At 59.3% G+C, this 20063-nt stretch carries 10 protein-coding genes, 2 pseudogenes and 1 riboswitch; of the genes and pseudogenes, 6 read left to right on the top strand and 6 right to left on the bottom strand.

The genetic code is table 11. The features are described 5' to 3' along the window. Positions 1–21 precede the first annotated feature (21 nt). Positions 22–828 (bottom strand): annotated as a pseudogene (locus NKH19_RS17730) (IS5 family transposase); the annotation flags it as partial. A 1733-nt stretch (positions 829–2561) separates the two neighbouring features. Between NKH19_RS17730 and NKH19_RS17725 the strand changes: the two are divergent. The 3 genes from NKH19_RS17725 to NKH19_RS17715 all read left to right on the top strand — a co-directional run bounded on the left by NKH19_RS17725 (position 2562) and on the right by NKH19_RS17715 (position 4600). Continuing rightward, the gene (locus NKH19_RS17725) at positions 2562–3602 is read left to right on the top strand and encodes an isopenicillin N synthase family dioxygenase (protein WP_352982503.1); all 1041 of its coding nucleotides are present in this window, start codon (positions 2562–2564) and stop codon (positions 3600–3602) included. A 452-nt stretch (positions 3603–4054) separates the two neighbouring features. Beyond that, complete coding sequence (locus tag NKH19_RS17720; RefSeq protein ID WP_352982548.1) at positions 4055–4138, top strand: IS4/Tn5 family transposase DNA-binding protein; 84 nt, start codon at positions 4055–4057, stop codon at positions 4136–4138. Positions 4139–4462: 324 nt separating this feature from the next. Next, entirely contained in the window at positions 4463–4600 is a 138-nt protein-coding gene (locus NKH19_RS17715; RefSeq protein ID WP_352982502.1) for a hypothetical protein, read from the top strand. 371 nt (positions 4601–4971) lie between these two features. Here NKH19_RS17715 and NKH19_RS17710 read toward each other — a convergent pair whose 3' ends face one another. From NKH19_RS17710 to NKH19_RS17695, 4 genes and pseudogenes are all read right to left on the bottom strand, one after another. Further along, the gene (locus NKH19_RS17710; protein WP_352982500.1) at positions 4972–5190 is read right to left on the bottom strand and encodes a hypothetical protein; all 219 of its coding nucleotides are present in this window, start codon (positions 5188–5190) and stop codon (positions 4972–4974) included. 355 nt (positions 5191–5545) lie between these two features. Further along, positions 5546–7888: pseudogene (metE, locus tag NKH19_RS17705) on the bottom strand (5-methyltetrahydropteroyltriglutamate--homocysteine S-methyltransferase); the annotation flags it as partial. Positions 7889–7976: 88 nt separating this feature from the next. Next, positions 7977–8154: riboswitch (cobalamin riboswitch) on the bottom strand. 87 nt (positions 8155–8241) lie between these two features. After that, positions 8242–8922, bottom strand: coding sequence for an OmpW/AlkL family protein (locus NKH19_RS17700; protein ID WP_352982546.1), 681 nt, complete (start codon positions 8920–8922; stop codon positions 8242–8244). 189 nt (positions 8923–9111) lie between these two features. Then, on the bottom strand, positions 9112–11202 hold the full coding sequence (locus NKH19_RS17695) for a prolyl oligopeptidase family serine peptidase (RefSeq protein ID WP_352982545.1): 2091 nt from the start codon (positions 11200–11202) through the stop codon (positions 9112–9114). Between the two features lie 1562 nt (positions 11203–12764). Here NKH19_RS17695 and NKH19_RS17690 point away from each other — a divergent pair. The 3 genes from NKH19_RS17690 (at position 12765) to NKH19_RS17680 (ending at position 17689) form a co-directional block, all read left to right on the top strand. After that, complete coding sequence (locus NKH19_RS17690; protein ID WP_352982498.1) at positions 12765–14069, top strand: lysine N(6)-hydroxylase/L-ornithine N(5)-oxygenase family protein; 1305 nt, start codon at positions 12765–12767, stop codon at positions 14067–14069. Between the two features lie 505 nt (positions 14070–14574). Continuing rightward, the gene (locus NKH19_RS17685) at positions 14575–15354 is read left to right on the top strand and encodes a phytanoyl-CoA dioxygenase family protein (RefSeq protein WP_352487555.1); all 780 of its coding nucleotides are present in this window, start codon (positions 14575–14577) and stop codon (positions 15352–15354) included. Positions 15355–15685: 331 nt separating this feature from the next. Continuing rightward, positions 15686–17689, top strand: coding sequence for a class I tRNA ligase family protein (locus NKH19_RS17680; RefSeq protein ID WP_352982496.1), 2004 nt, complete (start codon positions 15686–15688; stop codon positions 17687–17689). Between the two features lie 783 nt (positions 17690–18472). On the opposite strand, the gene NKH19_RS17675 is transcribed toward NKH19_RS17680, so the two are convergent. Further along, the gene (locus NKH19_RS17675) at positions 18473–19939 is read right to left on the bottom strand and encodes an NAD-dependent succinate-semialdehyde dehydrogenase (protein WP_352982494.1); all 1467 of its coding nucleotides are present in this window, start codon (positions 19937–19939) and stop codon (positions 18473–18475) included. Positions 19940–20063 lie beyond the last annotated feature (124 nt).

Here is a 20063-nt window from a genome sequence, read left to right as displayed (position 1 = left end):
GCCGCCTACCTGGCGCGTAAAGGACTGGATCTTGCGGCCGCGCCGGCGCTGACGCTGCTGGAGAACGGTGGCGGCCTGGTAGAGAGGCCATTTGAAGAGCGCGTCCAGCTCCGCATCGCCGGCGATCTGGCGGGAGATGTCGCGAAGGGTCCGGCCGAGATAGTTCTTGAGCCTGCGCAGCGCCTTGTTGGCCCGCTTGAATTGCTTGGCGTGGGCGTAGCGCTGGTGCTTGATCAGCGCCAGCTTGCCGACCCGCACATAGGTCTGGCGCAGGTCGAGCCGCGTCTTCTTCGCCAGCCGCACCAGCCTTTCGCGGGGCCGGTGGATGAGCTTGGCGTCGGTCGGGAACATCACGTTCTTCGGCTGCACGGTCGTGTCCACGATCACTTGGCGCGTGTCGGTCGGCTTCATCGCCCCGGTCTTGACCGCAATACTGAGGCTTTCCTGCAAAAGCGCGACGATCCGCTCCTCGCCCATGCGGCTGCGCCAGCGCGTCATCGACGAGCGGTCGAAGGGCAGTGCGTGGCGGAAGAACTCCTTGCCGCACAGATATTGGAAGTAGGGGTTTTCCACCCAGCGCTCGCACAGCACCTCGTCTGACAGGTTGAAGGTGTGCTTGAGGATCGCCAGCCCCGCGATCAGCCGGGTCGGCAGCGGCGGCATGCCGGGACCGTCCGAATAGACCGCACCGAAGCGCGCCTCCAGCACCGGCCAGACGATCGCCTGCGCCAGGCGCACCAGCTCGTGCTTCATGTTGATGATCTGATCGAGCCTGGAGCGGAATAGATCCTGCTCTCCCGTCTCGCGCTTCTCGCGTGGCCTGGACACTGCGTCCCCCTCGATTCGCTGCCGCCGAACCGAGTGAATTACGCTCCGCAGCACAAGGGAACAGCAAAATCGAATTGCAGGAACAGCACCCAAATATCGCAAATCCTGCAATTCTAAAGCCGTCGTCCGCCTTAATCAGGATGTCAGATCAATGGCTTGCGGATAGTTAACGGCCGACGCTGCAGGATCGGTGGCTCGATATGTGCTGGTAGCTTCCCAGTCCATCGATGGAAAAGTGGCTGCAGAGACCTTCAAAACGTTGGTGTTGCGAGTGCTACGGCCGCGGCGCTTTGCCAACCCGAGGAGGTCGGGCAACCCTTCTCGTCCCCAGATCCGCGACGGCACCCGGCCAGGCGCTTCGCTTATGCCGCCTTTTTCGACGAGGGCAATGCGGCGTCTGATTGGCGGTGATCGACACCACGCTCATGAGGAGTGATCTTGGAGCCGGACGCGCGCATCCGTAACCTCGGACAGGACGTCGGTGGCGAGCAAACAGGAGCCTCACAGCGGATCCGCTCGGCGCCGGCGGCAAGCGCCGTGCGGTTGACACAACCTCCTGGGCTTTGAGCGACTTGGCGCCCAACACCCCAAGGAAGAGAGGAATCATACGACGGGCCCGCTCTCCAGCGCTACCACCGGGCAAGTGGAGTCGGATGAGCCGCAGCCGATCGCCACTTCTCTAGCAACCAAACAGGATTCATCGCGCCATCATAGATGATTAATTGTGATCTTCAACGGTATAGAAATAATTTCTGTAAATAAGGCTTAACATTGTAAAACGTATTCTTCGCATTAACCAACTTGCGAATGCCGCATTCAGGTGCTATTAGTTATTAACTTGCCTACAAATCCACTGATTTAATTATGGAAGGAAGTTCAATGTGTACTGTGGAGGCTGCAGGTAGCGCCGTTCCCGCCACCCGTTTCAATAATGAATCGGATTCATTGGCACTCGCAGCGTCATGCCGACCTACCGCCAAGCTTCTGGACACCAGCTTATCAGGTAAACACAGCAATTCCGCGGCCGCGAACGACTCGCTGGAAAAGGACACCCGCTGACAGGACGCACCGCAATGCGACCCGCGATTGCGGCATTTGTTCCATCGACCTGCCGCTGCTACGCAACGACAAGCTAGTAGGCGAACAGTGCGCCTTGGCCGCAATGCGCCGGACAGCGCTCAAGTCGACATATCCCGATTGAAGATGTTTGAGATCGCCCACCCGGCGGCAGCAGTTGGGGTGCATTTCGCTGAACCCATCCCCGACAGTCAGGCTCAGGGTGCGAAACGAAGCGTTATTGTGTTTGTGTTGAGCCGCGCACATTGCACTCAAATGACAACAGTACCGCATCACTCGTATAGAGGAACCATCATTAACATCGTCGATCAGCAAACGGCACTGGAGCAGGCCGCACGCAAGCGCATCAAGCATTCCCACGCCCTCGACGGCGACGCCGCTCGCCTGTCTCACTTGGATAGTGGCCGCGTCGGATACTGCGGGCCGATGGTCGTGGCGGAACTGGCGGGCTGGGTGCAGGCAGCCTATTTGGCCAAGAAGCGAGCAGCCACTACAATCCTGGACACTAGCTGCGGAACGGGCCTGATCGGAGTCCAGCTGGAATCTCTCGGCTTTCGGTTGATCGAGGCATTCGACCTCTCCGAAGACATGCCCGAAAAGGCTCGGAAAACTCGCGTGATCCAACAAGAAGATACCTTCCAAAGAAAGGTGTATCCATGTCTAAAGAAATCATGGCCAATATGGACGACAAACTTCGCGCTAAGCGAGAAAGCTTTGATAAGATCCCGCTGGTTGATATCGCGCCGCTTCTGGATGGCAGCAACGGGTATAGGGTGGCGAAGGAAATACGCTGGGCATTGTCGAATACTGGGTTCATGTATGTGAAGAACCACGGTATTCCGCAGGAGTTAGTGGATTCGGTCTTCGATGTGAGCCGCCGGTTCTTTGATCTGCCCATGTCGCAGAAGATGGAATTGCATGTAAGCAAATCGAATGTAGCCTTCCGCGGCTATATCGAGCCGTTCGGAGAGAACACCGATCCGGGGAGGACCAGAGACCTTAAGGAGTGCTTTGACATCGGTCCTGAACGTTCCACGTTTGAAGGTCCGTTTTTTGGCCCGAACCAGTGGCCCTCAAATCTACCCGATTTTCGGGAAGTGACGTACGAATACCATCAAAAGATGGTGAGTCTCGCGAAAATACTCTTGAAAGGCATCGCACTCAGTTTGGACCTGTCGAAAAGCTACTTCGACAACTTCATGCACAACCCGATGAGCATTCAGCGCCTGCTACATTACCCGCCGCAGAGTGGCTATATTGGTGAAGAAGTTATCGGCATTGGCGCTCACACGGATTACAGCCATCTCACCATCCTAGCGCAGGACGATGTGGGTGGTCTTCAGGTCATGAACCGTAATGGAGAGTGGGTCGAGGGCATTCCGATCCACGGCACATTCGTTATCAATATTGGTGATCTGATTCAGCGCCTCACCAATGATGTCTACTTGGCGAACATGCACCGCGTGGTGAATACCTCGGGACGCGAGCGATACTCAATCCCCTTCTTTATCGACGCTGATTTCAATGCGATCATCGAGCCATTGCCCTCATGTGTCACGGACAGCAACCCGCTTCGTTATCAGCCGGTAATGTGCGGCGAACACAAAATCGGGCGTTTCGCAGCAAGTTACGCTCACCTGACCAATGCGAGACGAGTAAGCGATGCGGACTTTTCGGAGATCGGCGTGAAGGAATGATGTTCAGAGCCTTTGAGGGTTTCGACATATGACCATTCTGAGCTTACGCTGAAGTCGAACGACTTGGAGCCGGTGCGCTGGTTTGAGGTGCTAACGGGTTTCGGCTGGCGACGCGAATGGCCTCCAGAGGAGAAGGCGCGGATCGTTTGCGGCGAGTCTACGAAATGCGCTTCCCCCGCAGCAACTATTTGCCTGGCGCCGTGCTGCGCGTAAGCCCTCGGCAAAGCGTACGCCTCCGGCGAGGCTTTCGATTACCCACATCGTCGGCAGGCCTATTGCCCCGTATGAATCTGCCGTGATTCTGTCCGTGACGCCGGAATCACGGAGGCGTCACGGATGCGAGACAAGACCAGCAGCAGCGAAGCCGCTTGGCAGGAAGAGCTTTGCGCGGCGGCCTTCCCGACAATCGCCTGGTCCGCCGGCTTCAGCGGTTGCTGGATCACCTGTCAGCAGTGCCGGGCAAGCCGATCCCGGCGGCCTGTGGCGACTGGGCAGCGGCGAAGGCGGCCTACCGCTTCTTGACAACCCGCGTGTGACCGAACATAGCGTTCTCGCCGGCCATTTCGCCGCGACTGCGGCACGCCTTGCGGCGAACGAAGGTCCGATCCTTATCCTGCAGGACACCACCGAATTTATCTACAGCCGCGCGCAGCCGGGCAAATCGGCTTCACCAAGACCATCAACGCCGGGCGCTACAAGGCCGGGCAGCCCAATGTGCTGACCTTGTGCGAGGTGCTGATGCATTCGAGCTTGGCCGTCACCCTCACCGGCACACCCCTCGGTCTGACGGCAGTGAAGTTCTGGACCCGAACGAAATTCAGGGGAACGCTCGCGCTCAAGCGGCACATCAATCCACGCGCGTGCCGATCGAGACGAAGGAGAGCTACCGCTGGCTGGAGAACTTGCGTCAGTCCATCGCGCTCGTGGGCGCGCCCGAGCGCTGCGTGCATGTGGGTGACGGGGAGAGCGACATCTACGAGCTCTATTGCACCGCGTAGGACCGTCACGGTCCATCAGGACGAGACGACCTGGCTGCAGGTGAAGTTCGCCGCCATCAACACCTTGCCGCCCGTGGGCAAACAGAAGCGCTACAGTCCGCAGGTTCTGACCTACATCCATGCCCTCGAAGAGGATCCGCCGGCCGGTCGCGAGCCGATCGACTGGAAGCTGGTAACCAACCTGCCGGTCGAAGATCTCTCCGTGGCGGTCGAGAAGCTCGGCTGGTACGCTCTGCGCTGGAAGGCGGAGGTGTTCCACAAGGTCATGAAGTCCGGCTGCCGTGCCGAGGAGGCGAGGCTCGAGACCGCAGAGAGGCTGGCGAAGTTCCTCGCTCTCATCGCAGTGGTCAGCTGGCGAATATTCTTGGTCACTATGTCGGCGCGCGCCAAGCCAGACGCCGCCCGACAGCGTTCTCACCTTCGCCGAGATCACTGCGCTCGACCAGATCGACGCGTCCCGAACGCGACCGCGCCTCCAACGGCCCACGCTCGCCGCCTACCTGCCGCAAATCGCCATGCTTGGCGGCTATTTCGCCCGCAAACATGCGTCCGGCAACATGGTCGTCTGGCGCGGCATGACTCGCTTGCACGACATCGCCTTCGGCATCTCCATTGGATCAAGCCGACGATGTGGGTAATCGAAAGCTTCGCAGGAGGCGTACCCAAATCGTACAGCCATCTTCCGCGAGTGCGCCTAATTCAGCATCCCCCCATCAAGACGATGGAGCGAAGCAGCCATGTCCTTGCGCTGGCGATGCCAGGCCGTCCTTCAACCAGAGGCTGCGCACGACTACGCGCTCGGTGTTGCTTCCACAAGAGCACAAGAGTGTGAAATCCGTGACCGGCGCGATAGCGGCGCGGTCAGGCTTTGCGAGATCTGGCTACGGTGTGCGCATTCGCGGTTTCGCGCGGCCTCGATCTCCCCTTCGGACCGTTCTTCTTGGCTGTTGGCCGTCGTAAGCTTCTCAGATTTCGCGCTGCTTCGACCATATTTATCAACGCAGGGCGGACCTCGTCCCAGCGACGTATCTTCAACCCGCAATCCGGATTGACCCAAATCTGATCGTCGGAAAGACGCTCTAGAGCGCGCAAGAGCAAACTCGCCATTTCGTTGGATTCTGGCACGCGCGGAGAGTGGATGTCATATATTCCCGGGCCGATCGCGTTGGGATAATCGAAGGCCTGAAAGGCATCGAGCAGTTCCATCTGCGAGCGGGACGCCTCGAAAGAGATCACGTCGGCATCCATATCTACGATCGCATTTATGATCTCATTGAACTCGGAATAGCACATGTGAGTGTGGATCTGCGTCGCATCGTCCACACCTGTCGAGGCGAGACGGAAGCACTCGACGGCCCAATCCAGATACGAGTCCCAGTTGGATTTACGCAGCGGCAATCGCTCGCGCAGTGCAGCTTCGTCGATCTGGATTATTTGGGCGCCCGCCTTTTCAAGATCGAGCACCTCCTCGCGTATTGCTAAAGCAATCTGACGGCAGACTTCGGAGCGGGGAAGGTCGTCGCGCACGAAAGACCAGTTAAGGATGGTCACGGGTCCGGTGAGCATCCCCTTCACCGGTCTCTTCGTCAGCGATTGGGCGAATTCCCACCAGTTCACCGTCATCGGATCGGGCCGCGACACGTCGCCGAATATGATCGGCGGCCTCACATAGCGCGACCCGTAACTCTGCACCCATGCGTGTTGGGTGAACACGAAACCGGAAAGTTGCTCCGCAAAATATTGCACCATGTCGGTGCGTTCGAATTCGCCATGGACCAGCACGTCGAGGCCAATTTCCTCTTGCCAGCCTATTGCCTCTTCAACCTCTTTCCTCAGGAGCAATTCAAACGCGAGGTAGCTAAGTCGTCCTTTGGCGTGAGCCGCCCGCGCATTGCGCACCTGCTGAGTTTGCGGGAAAGAGCCGATGGTCGTCGTCGGGAAAGGCGGCAGGCGGAGCTTTTCGATTTGAAACCGCGAACGTTCGGCAAAAACGCTCTTTCGCTGCTTCATGCAGTCGGCGATACCGGCAAGCTTTCTCTCGACGAGAGGATTATGCACCTTCGGCGAAGTTGCTCGGGCCGCAGCAGCGTCGTCAGCAGACTTTAGCTCCTCCGCAACCGTATGTCGACCTCCGGACAACGCGCTGGCGAGTACGGTCAGCTCGTCCATCTTTTGCGTCGCGAATGCGAGCCAGGACTTTGTGTCCCGATCAAGTGCGGTTTCCTGCTCAAGATCGACCGGAACATGCAAAAGTGAGCAAGACGGAGCGACCTCCACTCGGTCCAGCGGCCAGCCCGCGACAATACGCTTAATCCGGTCGAAAATGGCAGAGAGGTTCGCGCGCCAGACGTTACGGCCGTCGATCAAACCGAGCGACAGCACGAGGTCCTTCGGCGCAAGTCGGCCGGCCAGCTCCAGTTGCTCGGGAGCGCACGCAAGATCGACGTGCAATCCCGCTATCGGCAGCGAAAGGGCGGTCCCGAGATTGTCGCCCAATGCACCGAAATAAGTAGCCAGCATGATCTTGAGATCAGGCGCAGCTTTGGAGAGCCGATCGTAGGCAAATTCGAACGCGGCCTGCTCATTTGGGATCAGGTCAACAACTAGCGCTGGTTCATCGATTTGGAGCCAGTCGGCACCTGCGAAGTTCAAGCGCCGCAGAAGTTCCTCATAGACCGACAGCAACTTGGGAAGCAGAGCAATAGGGTTAAAGCCTCGGGCGGGCGACTTCGAAAGCTTGAGGAATGTAATTGGGCCAAGAATCACCGGGCGCGTATGAATGCCCAGCGCCCTAGCTTCGAGAAAATGGTCCACCGGCTTCGCCGAAGAAAGGACAAAGGCCTGGTCGTCAGCGAGCTCTGGGACGATGTAGTGATAGTTGGTGTCGAACCACTTCGTCATCTCCATTGCTCTCACCGCATGATCCACGCCTGCCGTCGGGCCCTCCGCAGCTTCGCCTTGGTGGCCTCGCGCCATTGCGAAATAAATATCCAGGGGGACGGGAAGATCCCCCTGGCTCCAGCCATAACGTTTCGGCACGGCACCGACCATTACCGCTGTGTCCAGAACATGATCGTAGAGGGAAAAGTCATTCGAGGGAATTATGGTCACGCCACGGTCGCGTTGCTCGATCCAGTTCGCCTCCCGCAGCGCCCGCGCCGTTTCCAAGAGGTCATCAGCGGCACATTTTTGCGACCAGTAGCTTTCAAGCGCGTGCTTCAATTCTTGACGACGGCCGATCCGCGGCAAGCCGAGCGTCGCAACTGGAACTTTCTGCAAGATAGACATACCACACCTCCGATTGAGGCGTGGATGCAAGGCAGACTTGACAAGTAGGCACAACGCCAGTTGCCGTGGCCGCCCAGACACCCCGCCTGTGGACCTCGTCGCCATGGCAGGTGGCTCACGGATCGTCACCTATGCCCGACTTCCCAAGGCTATTGACCTCAGTGACATCAGTGGGGCTTGGCTCGCCGTTGACAGGCGGGGGCAGCGCCGGAATTTTCGCCGGCTCCTTGCCTACGAGCAACAACACAACCTCTTCGAATGATCCGGTGGCCGATTTGGCTGTGCAGGACTGATGGTAAAAGGGCGCACCAGGCACCCTTCCTTTTCAGCGACCCGGCATTCGCCTTCCGTTATCAGAAGCGGTAGGTCACACCTGCGCCTATCAACCAGGGATCGAGAGCGGCCTTCCCCGTGAGCTTCGCGCCGTCCACCGTGACGTCGAAGTCTGGCTTCAGGAAAAGCTTCTTTACGTCGAAGTTGACGCCCCAGTGCTGATCCACCATGTAGTCGAACCCGACCTGCAGCGCGGTGCCGAACGTGTTCTTAACCTTGAGAGCATCGGCGCTGCCGGCGTCCTGGTTATAGAAGATCGTGTAGTTCACGCCGGCGCCGACATAGGGCTTGAGCGCGCCGAAATCGGTAAAATGATACTGCAATGTGAGCGTGGGCGGCAGCAGCCAAACCTTGCCGATATTGCCCAGCGCGCCGATCGCTCCTTGGCCCTCGATGTTGGCATAGGTGGTGCCGAGGATAAGCTCGGCGGCGATGTTGTCCGTGAAGAAATAGGAGATATCGAGTTCCGGCGTCACAGTGTCCGAATAGGAAAGACCGGAGCCGGGCACCGCATGTACGTAACCCGAATCTTCAGTGATGACCCCCAACGCGCGCAGCCGGATCTGCCAAGGGCTTGGCGCTTCCGTGACCGAGGCTCCTGCCTGCGGGACGCACGCGGGATGCGCAAGGTCCGCCGCGACGGCCTGCTGTCCCACCACCATGAGGATGACGGCCGCTGTTACTCCCCGCGCCACGCCCATTCGCTTTTTCGCCATGATATTCGCTCCTTGCTCTTCAGAAATGATGCGATGCACTATGAAAAATCCTGCTGGAATCGACGAAGCGCTCATGCGCAGTTTGCGTGGGACAGCGCACACATTATTTGCGCCGTGCTCGCAATCATCGACCTGTACTCACTTGTTGAAACGTTGCGGTTTGTCTCCGTCCACCTATCGAACGCCATCGGCTTGCCACCCGATCGCACTGCGAAGGAAATTGGTGCCCAGGGCAATGAATGCGGCCCGCTCCCGATTGTTCTTGCCGTAGCCGTGCCCGCCCGCGCCGGGCTCGTAGAAGTAGGCGGGATAGCCAAGAGCCTGCAGCTTTGCGGCCGTCTTACGCGCGTGGCCCGGGTGGACGCGGTCGTCCCGCTTCGTGGTGGCAAGCAGGATCGGCGGATAGGGCTGTCCTGGCGTCGCGGCGTGATAGGCCGAGATTTCCTTTAGGAAGATCCATTCCTCCGGCTTGTCGGGATCGCCATATTCGTCAATCCAGCTCGCGCCCGCCAAAAGCTTGGTGTAGCGGCGCATATCGGTAACCGGGACTGTGCAGAACAGCGCGCCGAAACGCTCAGGATAGCGGGTAAGCATATTGGCGATCAGAAGGCCGCCATTTGAGCCGCCCTGGGCGGCAATCCGCCTCGGCAGCGTAATGCCTCTTCGCACGAGGTCGGCGGCAACGGCGGCGAAATCGTCATGGGCGAGACGCTTGCCCGCCCTGCGCCCCGCCTCGTGCCAACGGGTGCCAAACTCGCCGCCGCCCCGGATGTTCGCCACCACGCACGTGCCGCCGCGTTCGAGCCACAGTTTGACGAGCGAGGAGTTGTAGTGGGGCAGGGCCGATTTGCGGTACCCGCCGTAGGCGGTGAGGTGAACCGGGGCATCCCCGTTCCCGTTCGCCGGACCGACCTGCGTATAGGGGATCATCTCACCATCGGTCGAGACTGCCTCGTGGCGCGTCACCACCAGCCCGAATGCATCGAAATTCTCCGGGTCGCGCTTCAGGATTACTGGAGCGCCGAGAGGCGCTGCGGCGTTGAGGTCCAATAGGAGAAGCTTCGGCGGCGTGATCGGGTCCTGAGCCGAAATGAGGACCTCTCCATTGGTCTCGTGACGTTCAGCATCGAGCGACGAAAGGTGAACAGTCCCTTCGGTGGACACGGTGTCCAGCGCTCGGCGCGTCCATTCCTGGCCCTCGGGGGTGAACATCTCGAAACGTGGATCGAGGTTGACGAGGTAGGAGATAACGAGCTTCCCGTTATTCCAGAAGAATGATTGCAGGGAGCGCCTGTCGCCTGGTTCAAAGAGGATGGCAAAACTGCGCTCGCCGGCGATGAAGGAGGAAAGCGAGATGGCGATCAGCGCGTCCGCGGCATGGGTCATCCCTCCCACTGTCCATGGCTTGCGCGGCTTTACCGCCAGCCAGTCGCCGAAGCCGCTCCACCAGGCGTCCCGAGGAAGGTCGATCCGCATCTTCGGCCCGCTCCTGTCGCCGATTCTGGCGATCGTCTCAAAGAAGGTCGACCCCTCGATGAACCAAAGGCGCTCGCTCTCGGCGGTGCGGTCCAGATGGCCGGACACGCGGATGGATTCGGAACCGGTTTCGAATATTACCGGCGCGGTGAGCGGATCCGCGCCACGCTTCCACAGCCGCACGGTGCGCGCGTAACCGGAGCGGGTGGCCATGCCATCACCAAGGGCACTGGAAAGCAGAAGCGTGTCAGGGTCGAGCCAATTAACCTCGCCCTTGGCCTCCGCGAGGTTGAAACCATCGGCGACAAAGCTAAGAGATCCCAGATCGAATTCGCGATGCACGACCGCGTCGCTGCCGCCGCGCGACAGGCGCAGAACGGCTCTTTCCCGTCTCTCCGGCTCAAGGGACGCGCCGCCCCAAATCCAGTCCTCTCCGTCGCTAGCGGCGAGGGCGTCCAGATCGAGCAGTAGCTCCCACTGGGGATCAACTTTCATGTAGGCGGCAAGGGTGGTCCGGCGCCACAGTCCGCGTGGATTTCGGGCATCTTGCCAGAAATTGTAGAGGTACTGGCCGCGGCGCCTGATCAAGGGGATCCGGTCAGGGCGATCGAAAATCGCTGTCAGGGCGTCATGGTCCCGCTCGAATTGCGTTCCACCGAAGTGCTCCAGGGTCCTGGCAGACTGGCTGGCGGCCCAGTCAAGTGCCCGTTCGCCTTCTACATCTTCGAGCCAAAGATAGGGATCATCGTCGGGAGCATTCACCGTTGGGCGGAAATCGAATACGGTCATGTCCGGATAACGTGAAGAATGATGTCGACTCGAAAACAGCCGCAACGTCCTGTCGGCTCGGAAAGGCCCAGTTTTCGCGGCTGCGACCGCATGTTCGGCGAGCTTGATCATGGCATGATTTTTCCTCAGTTCTTGCCGCAGCGCGTTTGCAGATAGCCTTGCACGTGTCGTGCCAAACGAGAAAATCATTTCACAACAATGCGATCACCCTGATGGCGCTGTGTGTCATGTCCGACTTTGTCGGAGACCGGACAACGAGTGCAGCCGTGACCGCCTGATAGAACCTCCTGTGCGAGCTCGGTGGGCACTGCGGAATAAGCAGTGAAGCTCACCGCGAAACTGGCCGAGCTTCGGACCGACATCGGCGACGGGGCGATCGATGACCACTACGTCGCCGGTGTCGGGCGCGGCACAGCCTGAGGACTCCGCGGCGGCGACATCAAACAACTGCGTTTACGATGGCTCCATCCTGGCCCACCGGTGGGCGCGCAAAAAGACTGCTTTGCGGCCTTGTCCCTCCGCCTGGATTGAGTCGCAGGGACCGAATGGCGCACGTGCTTTTGGAACCGGCAGAGTGGTCATAACGCAATTGTCTTCCGGCTATCTTTCCAGAGATTCGACAATCCAGTTGGTGAAGGTCCCATATCGCGCAAATCATCGATGCGCTTAGGTCTGGGCATGCGCCCATCCGCAACCATCTCATCAAGAGCATGGATCCGACACCAACATAGAGAATTGCTTCCCGATGAGAGAGGCCTCGCGGCGGACATGAGATTGCGTCACTCTTCATGATCGCGGTCTCCGAGGATGTCGGGATCGAGCCAGTGCAACGGCACGATAGAGCGAAGGATCTGGCAGCTCTTGCAACTGCCAACCTCGATGGGAGAAGGCATATCGCAATCTGCCGGCAGAGACACCAGGTTCTGCACTGTCCGTTCATGAAGACTTCGTGCTGGTCTCCATAAGAGAAGTATTCTGGTGCAGAAGGTGCCCGATTAGCTATTCGGAAAATGGCGACATCGACGTGCAAATCGGGCGCCGCCGTGAGGCGTCCCCTCAATGTCGGATTTCCGACAGGATCGCAAATCCGACAACCCATTGTTTAATAAGATTTTCCTTCTCTGGCACGGCCCATGCATGGGACTCTGCGAACGCATCAGCGAGACGTCTCCATGATCATGCGCACCGAAAATGCCGTCGCCGCAGTGAAAACCGCGCTCTCGCCTGCCATCAAGCCGCCGAAAGGCCGGCGCGTCCTGGTTTAGGCGGACGATTGCGCCGGCTTCAAACACCTCGATGGGCTGCGTCTCGCGTGACGGCGACGCGGGCATCCAGACGGGCGGATAGGACATACGTCGTTGCCCCACGTCGCCGGACTGACCCTCGATTGTCACCGCGCTGGAATGCTCGGGTCTACATTCGACGACGCGAACGCGCTGGAGAAATTCTCGCAAACCCGGTCGGGACCGGGCTCCGACAACGTCCGCGAGGGGCCCAATGGTTATGGCCGATATTCGCCGCGAACAAGCGCCTAGTGGGAAGACTCTATAGGAGGAAAGCAAGTGGAGTTATCTTGCGTTGGGGTCGGTGCTGGGCCGTCTAATTTGAGCCTTGCGTGTCAGATACACGAGCAAGTTGGGCAAGGGGCACTGTTCCTGGATCGGCAGGTCGACTTCCGCTGGCATCCAGGCATCGCTTTCGATTCCTCAGAGCTCCAGGTGAGCCACTTCAAGGATCTGGTCACGCTGGTGAATCCGCGATCAGCCTACACTTTCGTAAACTACCTGTACGAGAACGGGCGTCTGTACCACTTCCTGAACGCACAGTTCGAAGCCGTGCTCAGAGTTGAGTTCGAGCAATACCTGAACTGGGCCTTCCACAGGAACCCACTTGTCCGTGGCGGCGAGACCGTGCACGAAATCCGCTTTGATGGCGAGTTTCGGGTGCGGACGGATAAGGCGGTTCTGGGCGCCAGAAACGTCGTGGTCGGCATTGGCAAGCAGGCGCAAATTCCGCCTCAATTTCAGGGCTGGATTGGACGCAACCTGTTCCACTCATCGGTTTTACTGCACATCCACCCTGAGGTGCGGAGAAAGCATGTCTGCGTGGTCGGCGGAGGCCAGTCGGGAGCCGAGGTGATGTTGCACCTTGTCGGCCTGCCGAACGAACGGCGGCCTGCCTCGATCACTTGGGTCTCGCAGCGCGAAAACTATCTGCCTCTGGACAACAGCCCGTTCACAAACGAGTTGTTCATGCCCTGCTTTTCGGATCGCTTCGCGGCGATGAGCGAGTCGCAGCGTAAGCTGCTCCTGCGGCGTTTCGTGCTTGCTTCGGACGGCATTTCGGAAAGCACGTTGCGCGCGATCTATCAGGCGCTGTACCGCCACGCATTTTTCGAGCCATACCGATGCGACATCACACTGCGGCCGGGCTGCACCGTCTCGCACTGCATCAACGCCGGACCGGGTCACAGGCTGACCCTGCAGCATGGCACGGACGAGGTCGAAGAAGTCACGGCTGACATCGTCATCCTGGCCACCGGTTACGAGAACGCGGTCCCAAGCTTGTTGGAACCGATCATGGGCCGCTTGGAGCAGATCGACAATGAATTAGCTATTCGCGAGGATTTTTCGGTGAGCTGGGACGGACCGTGTGACAGACGCATCTTCGTACAAAATGCGAGCCTCGGGCAGCGCGGCCTGGCCGATCCGAACCTAAGCTTGCTGGCCTGGCGCGCGCGTCGCATCCTCGATAGCCTACTTGGGCGCGCGCCATGCGCGAACCCCGAGCATCCTGGCTTCATCACTCATACCTCGATCGAGAGCTGGCCCGACCACGCAGCCGAAGAAATGGGCAGTGGAATATGACTCGTATGCTTTTGATCATCGGCGGTGGCATCCTAGGAATGATGCCCGCCTGCGCTGCGGCGAACCCCGGAGGCTTCTCCGATATGATCGTGACCGACCAAGCCCTTCGACCAAGCGGCGCATCGCATCACTCTGGGGGCGTGCATTTCCCCTACGGTTGCCAAGGCCGTACCAAGTCGCTCACTCGAAAGACCGCCGTGGTCTTGGCGGCCATGGCTGGGTCGGCAGGTAGCGGATGGTGCCGGCCTTTGGCGATGCGTGTCGTGGTTGAACCGGGTGAAGCGATTGATCCGGCCCAGTTTGCGGAACGCCTAGACCCGGCTGAGCCTGACAAGGCAGTCTCGCGCCGAGCTTCTGCGGACAATATCCGCCGGAGCGGAACGCACTTAGCATCGCCTCCCTCATCACGTGAGTCCGTCTCTGTGGACCCGCAACTTGATCAGCGCCCGACCGTCCTAATTGGCATGTCCAACCAAACCAGTGTTTCCAACAGGAGGCTTTTCGCATGTTGACTGATGCACAAAGAGAAAAGTGGCAGAAGGACGGATACGTCAGGCTCGAAAGGTTCTTCGATCCAGCGGCTCAGGAAGATATCTCTACCTTTGTCGAAGATATGTCACGCTGGGCCGTCAGCGATGATAAATGGCTCATGTGGTTCGAGAAGACGACGGACAATCGAAAGATCACCTCCAAGATGGAGAATTTTCTCGACTTCCATGGTCCATTGCGTCGTTTGCTCTTAGAAGATCAGCGCATAAAGTCAGCGGTCGAGGAGTTGCTTGGCGAAGATTCGCGCAGGCTCAAGGAGCTGCTGATTTTCCACTACCCCGACAGCGGCGGCTATCTCCCGCATCAGGACATTTATCACATTCCACACAAACTCCCGGATCGGATGGTCCATGCGGTGGTTGCCATAGGCATCGACGACTCCGACGAGGAAAACGGCGGGCTTTTCTTCAGCCCCGGCAACCACAAGAAGGGGGTGTTTCCCATGGATGCCGGTGGGGTGATCGACCCTCAAGTTGCCGAAAAGTTCTCCTGGGAACCCGTAGTATGGAAGTCTGGCGACATCTTCATCTTCGACGATTACGCACCGCACTACTCACGACCGAACAAAAGCAATCGTTCTCGGCGGACACTCTACTTGGTGTTCCAGCGTGCTTCAACCGGCGGGCCGACCCGCGCTGAATATAACGTGCTTAAGCGCGCCCTCAACCCGCCCGAGGGGAAAGTGGCCGATCTCGACAATCTCAAGCCGCCAAATGGCATCTTCTATCGCGATTGAGCTCACGCAGGCCAGGCGGAGGTATGCACACGACTGATCGACCGCTCAAAAATGCGCGGACGGTATGGCCGTCTGATTTGCGGGCTCGCGGAGCATCGACCGCAGCCGGTTACGCCGCTTTGGCACGTTGCGGAGGTGTCGCAGGCGGTCTTCTGTGCGCCTACAGCCCGACCAGTGCCCCCCTTGGTCGCCCGCTTGCCGGCCTCAGAGCTGCACTATCTCTGCCCGGGCCGCCAATGGTCAGACTGCCGTTTCTCTCCACGAATTGCACGGGAGGCTGTTGCGTTGGCAGCCGAAGGTCCCACTGCTTCAACAGCTTAGGTTGGTTGTCATGCGCAAGTACACGTTTTCTCGAACGGAGCTGTCGCGGGCGTTCGGTATCGACACGGCCACGCTTGGAACGGGCAGCGCTCGCACGGGGTTTTCATTCGGAAAGGTTGGACCCGGCGTCACATCCGAGCCCCATCGGCACGACGAAATCGAGGCCTTCGTGGTCCTGTCTGGTGCGGGCAAGGTCACCACCGACCGGGGGGAAATCTCGGTCGAGGCGGGCGATGTCGTTCTGTTTCACCCTTTTGAAGCGCATGTGCTGCGCAACGATGGGGACGAAGACCTAAATTTCGTCGATGTCTACTGGCGAGACGACGACGCCGCTCATCATGTCGCTGCAAAGCTCACGGCTCCCCGCGCGCCGACTTTCGTCTTCTCCACGCCGCCGACGCCAAATGGCGATCTGCATCTGGGGCATCTTTCCGGCCCCTATTTCGGCGCTGATGTCTATACTCGTTTCCTGCGCATGAAAGGAGTCGAGGCCTATCACCTGACCGGAAGCGATGATTTCCAAAGCTACGTCGCCGCGCGGGCTGATGCCGATCAATCGACGCCGGCAAACGTGGCGCGCTACTATGCCGACGAGATTCGCGCCACGCTTGCACTTCTCGATTGTGAGGTCCACAGCTTCCAAGCCACGATGGGCGATGACGGTTATGGCGAGTTTCAAACCGCCTGTTTCCGCAGTCTTCTGAGCAGCACGGCGATAGATCTACGCCAGAGCCCTGCGCTTTTCGATGCCGTGACAGGCCGTTATCTTTACGAATCGGATGTTAGCGGCCTCTGCCCCGATTGCGGCGGCTCCGCGGGTGGCAACATCTGCGAGGAATGCGGTGCCCCAAACCTTTGCCACGACTTAGGTGCAGCGCGGTCACGGCAGTCTGCCGAGGCGCCGGTGGTCGGCTCCCTCCGCCGTCCGGAACTTGCCATGGACCAATGCTACGACAATATCGACCGGCATCTAAGGGCGTCGGGCGTCCCGCTACGGATCTTGGATCTCTTCGCACGCGTACGCCGACGCGGGAAATTTTCAGTGCCCATTACCCACCCCTCGGACTGGGGCCTGCCGGCGGAAGGGTTCCCGGGGCAAGTGATCTGGGTCTGGCCGGAGATGGCCTTCGGTTTTCTTTACAACATCCAGGCGCTCGGCCGCTCGATGGGTCGCAACTGGAAGGCGGAGATGCCCGGCAATGACTGGCAGATTGTCCACTTCTTCGGCTTCGACAATTCGTTCTACCACGCGCTACTATACCCCGCTCTTTACGCCGAGGTCTTCTCCCACTGGAAGCCACGCATCCGCTATCACGTCAACGAGTTCTACCTGCTCGACGGCAAGAAGTTCTCAACCAGCTGCCGCCATGCGGTCTGGGGCAAGGAGGTTCTGAGCCCAAAGACAGTCGACGTCGTGCGCCTTCATTTGGGCCTGACACGCCCGGAAGGTGAGCGGACGGATTTCACGCTGGACGCGCTGCGCCGCACCGAGAACGAGGTGTTCCAAAGCATCTGGCTGAACTGGCTTGAGGCGTTGAACCAGGAAATCAAGCAGGATTTTGCCGGCCGTGTACCCGATGCAGGCGACTGGAGCCCGGTCGACCGCGCCTTCTTTGCTCGCATAGAGATCTATCGCGCTGCGATGGAGCGCGCCTATTCGGACGAAGGCTTCTTGGTTCGGCGCGCGGCCACTCAGGTCTGCGAATTCGTGCGCGATTGCGTGATCTACCGCGGGGCGCGAGACTTTGCGGCGGCGCGACGTTTCTATCCTGCCCGCAATCGGACTTCGCTAGCCCTTCAGACGACGGCCGCTGCGATCCTGGCACCGACACTCGCTCCGCTGATGCCCCGCTTCGCCAGAACGCTGGCGCGAGGCATCGATGGCGCCTCAACCGAAACATGGCCCCGGTCCGTCCAGCGCCTTGCGCCCGGGACGCGCTTTGATCTCGGACCCGTGTTGGTGTTCTACGCCAAATCCGGCAATCCTCACCTCGATGACGAGGAAACACTATGAGCCCAAAGGTGCACCAGTGAGCTGTCCCCATCTCGACCAGATCTGCGCGGCAATCAAAGCCGACGATGCCAAATATCTTGACTCGCTGTCACTGGCGAGGGAAGCCGCTCTGAATGGCAGAGACTAGATTAGCTGACCTGAACCAACGCGTCGTCAAACAACCCTGGCCCGCCATTCAAGGACCGCTCGGCCGATCGCTTCCCAGCCCTTGCTGTTCGTGCCGAACCAACCTCTTCGGCATCGGGATTTCCGTCCTCCAGCCGGTCAAGGCTGTCATTCGGTTCGACCCGCTTGGTCAACCTGGCGCGCCCTGGACCGTGCGCCGATCACCAATGTGGATGCGAATGTGATGGTTCCTTCGATTCTGTCCGAGCGTGTACCGGCGCGGCAGTCAGCCGAAGAACAGCTGAGCTACTGATATCGGAATGTAGCAGGTCCAAATTCTGCCCCTGAAGCCGGATATTGCTCAATCAGCGTTGACGATGGCTTGGGCGCACAAGCTTCCAACCAGGCCGCGCAACGACAGCCCGTCGCCTGAGGATAGTCGGCGAGGGCCGCCAAATCGCAAGCGTATCCTCCGTCGCATGCGCGCCGTCTTCGCCGAAAATGCAGACGCTTGTCTCGTCGAGAGATACATCCAGCTATTTTAGGGGGCTCATCAGGGTTGCGTGTTTGCTCGGGTGCGGACCGCCCCTCAGTTCCAATCGAGGAGCGATTCTACAATTCACATGTTTGGAGATCGCTCGCTAGGTAACCCGTCTGTGAACCCTGCAAGCCGATGCTTCAGATGCCGCCCATGCAGAGGTATTTCATTTCGAGGTAGTCCTCGAGGCCATGGCGGGATCCCTCACGACCGATGCCGGACTGTTTTATCCCACCGAACGGCGCCGCTTCCGAAGACATCCGGCCGGTATTTACCCCGACCATTCCATATTCCAAGGCCTCGGCGACACGCCAGACACGCTTCAGGTTCGAGGCATAAAAATAGGCCGCGAGGCCGTAGATCGTTTCATTGGCATCACGCACGACCTGATCCGCATCTTTGAAGCGAATAATCGGTGCGAGCGGCCCGAATGTCTCTTCTCGCGCGACGGTCATCTCGCTGGTGACACCGGTCAGGACCGTTGGTTGGAAAAACGTGCCATTCGTGCCGAGGCGTTTGCCCCCGCATCGAATTGCGCCGCCTTTAGTTACGGCATCGGCAATATGGGATTCAATCTTGGCCAAAGCCTGCTTGTCGATGAGGGGTCCGATGTCCACTCCGGGCGCGAAACCGTCACCAACTTGAAGTTGGCGAGCCCGTTCCACGAATTTCTCGACGAACTCGTCGTGAACGCCCGACTGGACGTAAAGGCGGTTCGCTGAAACGCAGGTCTGGCCGGCATTGCGGTACTTCGCCTGGATCGCACCGTCAACTGCGGCATCGACATCCGCATCATCGAACACGATGAAAGGTGCATTGCCGCCGAGCTCTAGGCTGACTTTTTTGATCTGGTCCGAGCACTGGCGCATGAGTAGGCGCCCGATCTCCGTAGACCCGGTGAAGCTGATCTTGCGGACCTTGGGATTTGTGCAAAGTTCGCGGCCGACCGCGTCACCTTCGGACGCATAGATCAGGTTGACGACGCCTTCGGGGAAGCCTGCCTGATGGGCGAGGGCGAACATTGCTCCAGCCACGAGCGGCGTCTGTTCAGCGGGCTTGAGGACGATCGTGCAGCCCGCTGCCAAGGCTGGCGAGATTTTGCGCGCCACCATCGAGGCTGGGAAATTCCATGGCGTTATCGTGCCGACGACCCCGATGGGCTGCTTGATCACCAACATTCGGCGGTCCGTCGATGGTGCGGAGATCGTCTCGCCATAGACGCGATTTGCCTCCTCGGCGTACCATTGCAGATACGCCGCAGCATGCGATAGCTCCGATTTGGCCTCTGCAAGCGGCTTGCCCATCTCCGCGGTGAGAATTGCAGCGAGATCGTCGGCGTGGTCAATGATCAACTGATACCATCGCCATAGAACGTCGCTGCGCTCACGGGCGGTAAACCCTGCCCATCCAGGCTGCGCGACATAGGCCTTGTCGATCGCAGCGCATGTCTCTTCGACACCCATGTCGGGTAGTTCTGCCAGCACTTCGCCGGTCGACGGGTTGAGAACCTCGAATGTCCGCTCGCTAATCCGCGTGCCAAGTGTCGGCAGGCGATCAATGGATCGAAACAGGTCAGGGGATCTCAGGTGACGGTCATCGGCAGGCACAGGGGCAATACCGGATTCCTCCTCAAACGCAGCAGGGGTATATGGCAAGTGCGGTGTCTATTCCGGATGCCAAGTTCCTTATAGGGCCTCGGCCAGACAGCTAGCAGACCACGGTACCCAAGTG

The sequence above is a fragment of the Mesorhizobium sp. M1338 genome (assembly GCF_040318045.1).
Lineage (GTDB): Bacteria > Pseudomonadota > Alphaproteobacteria > Rhizobiales > Rhizobiaceae > Mesorhizobium.
Note: the sequence above shows the minus strand (reverse complement) of the source record. Positions and strands in the feature narration are given on the sequence as shown.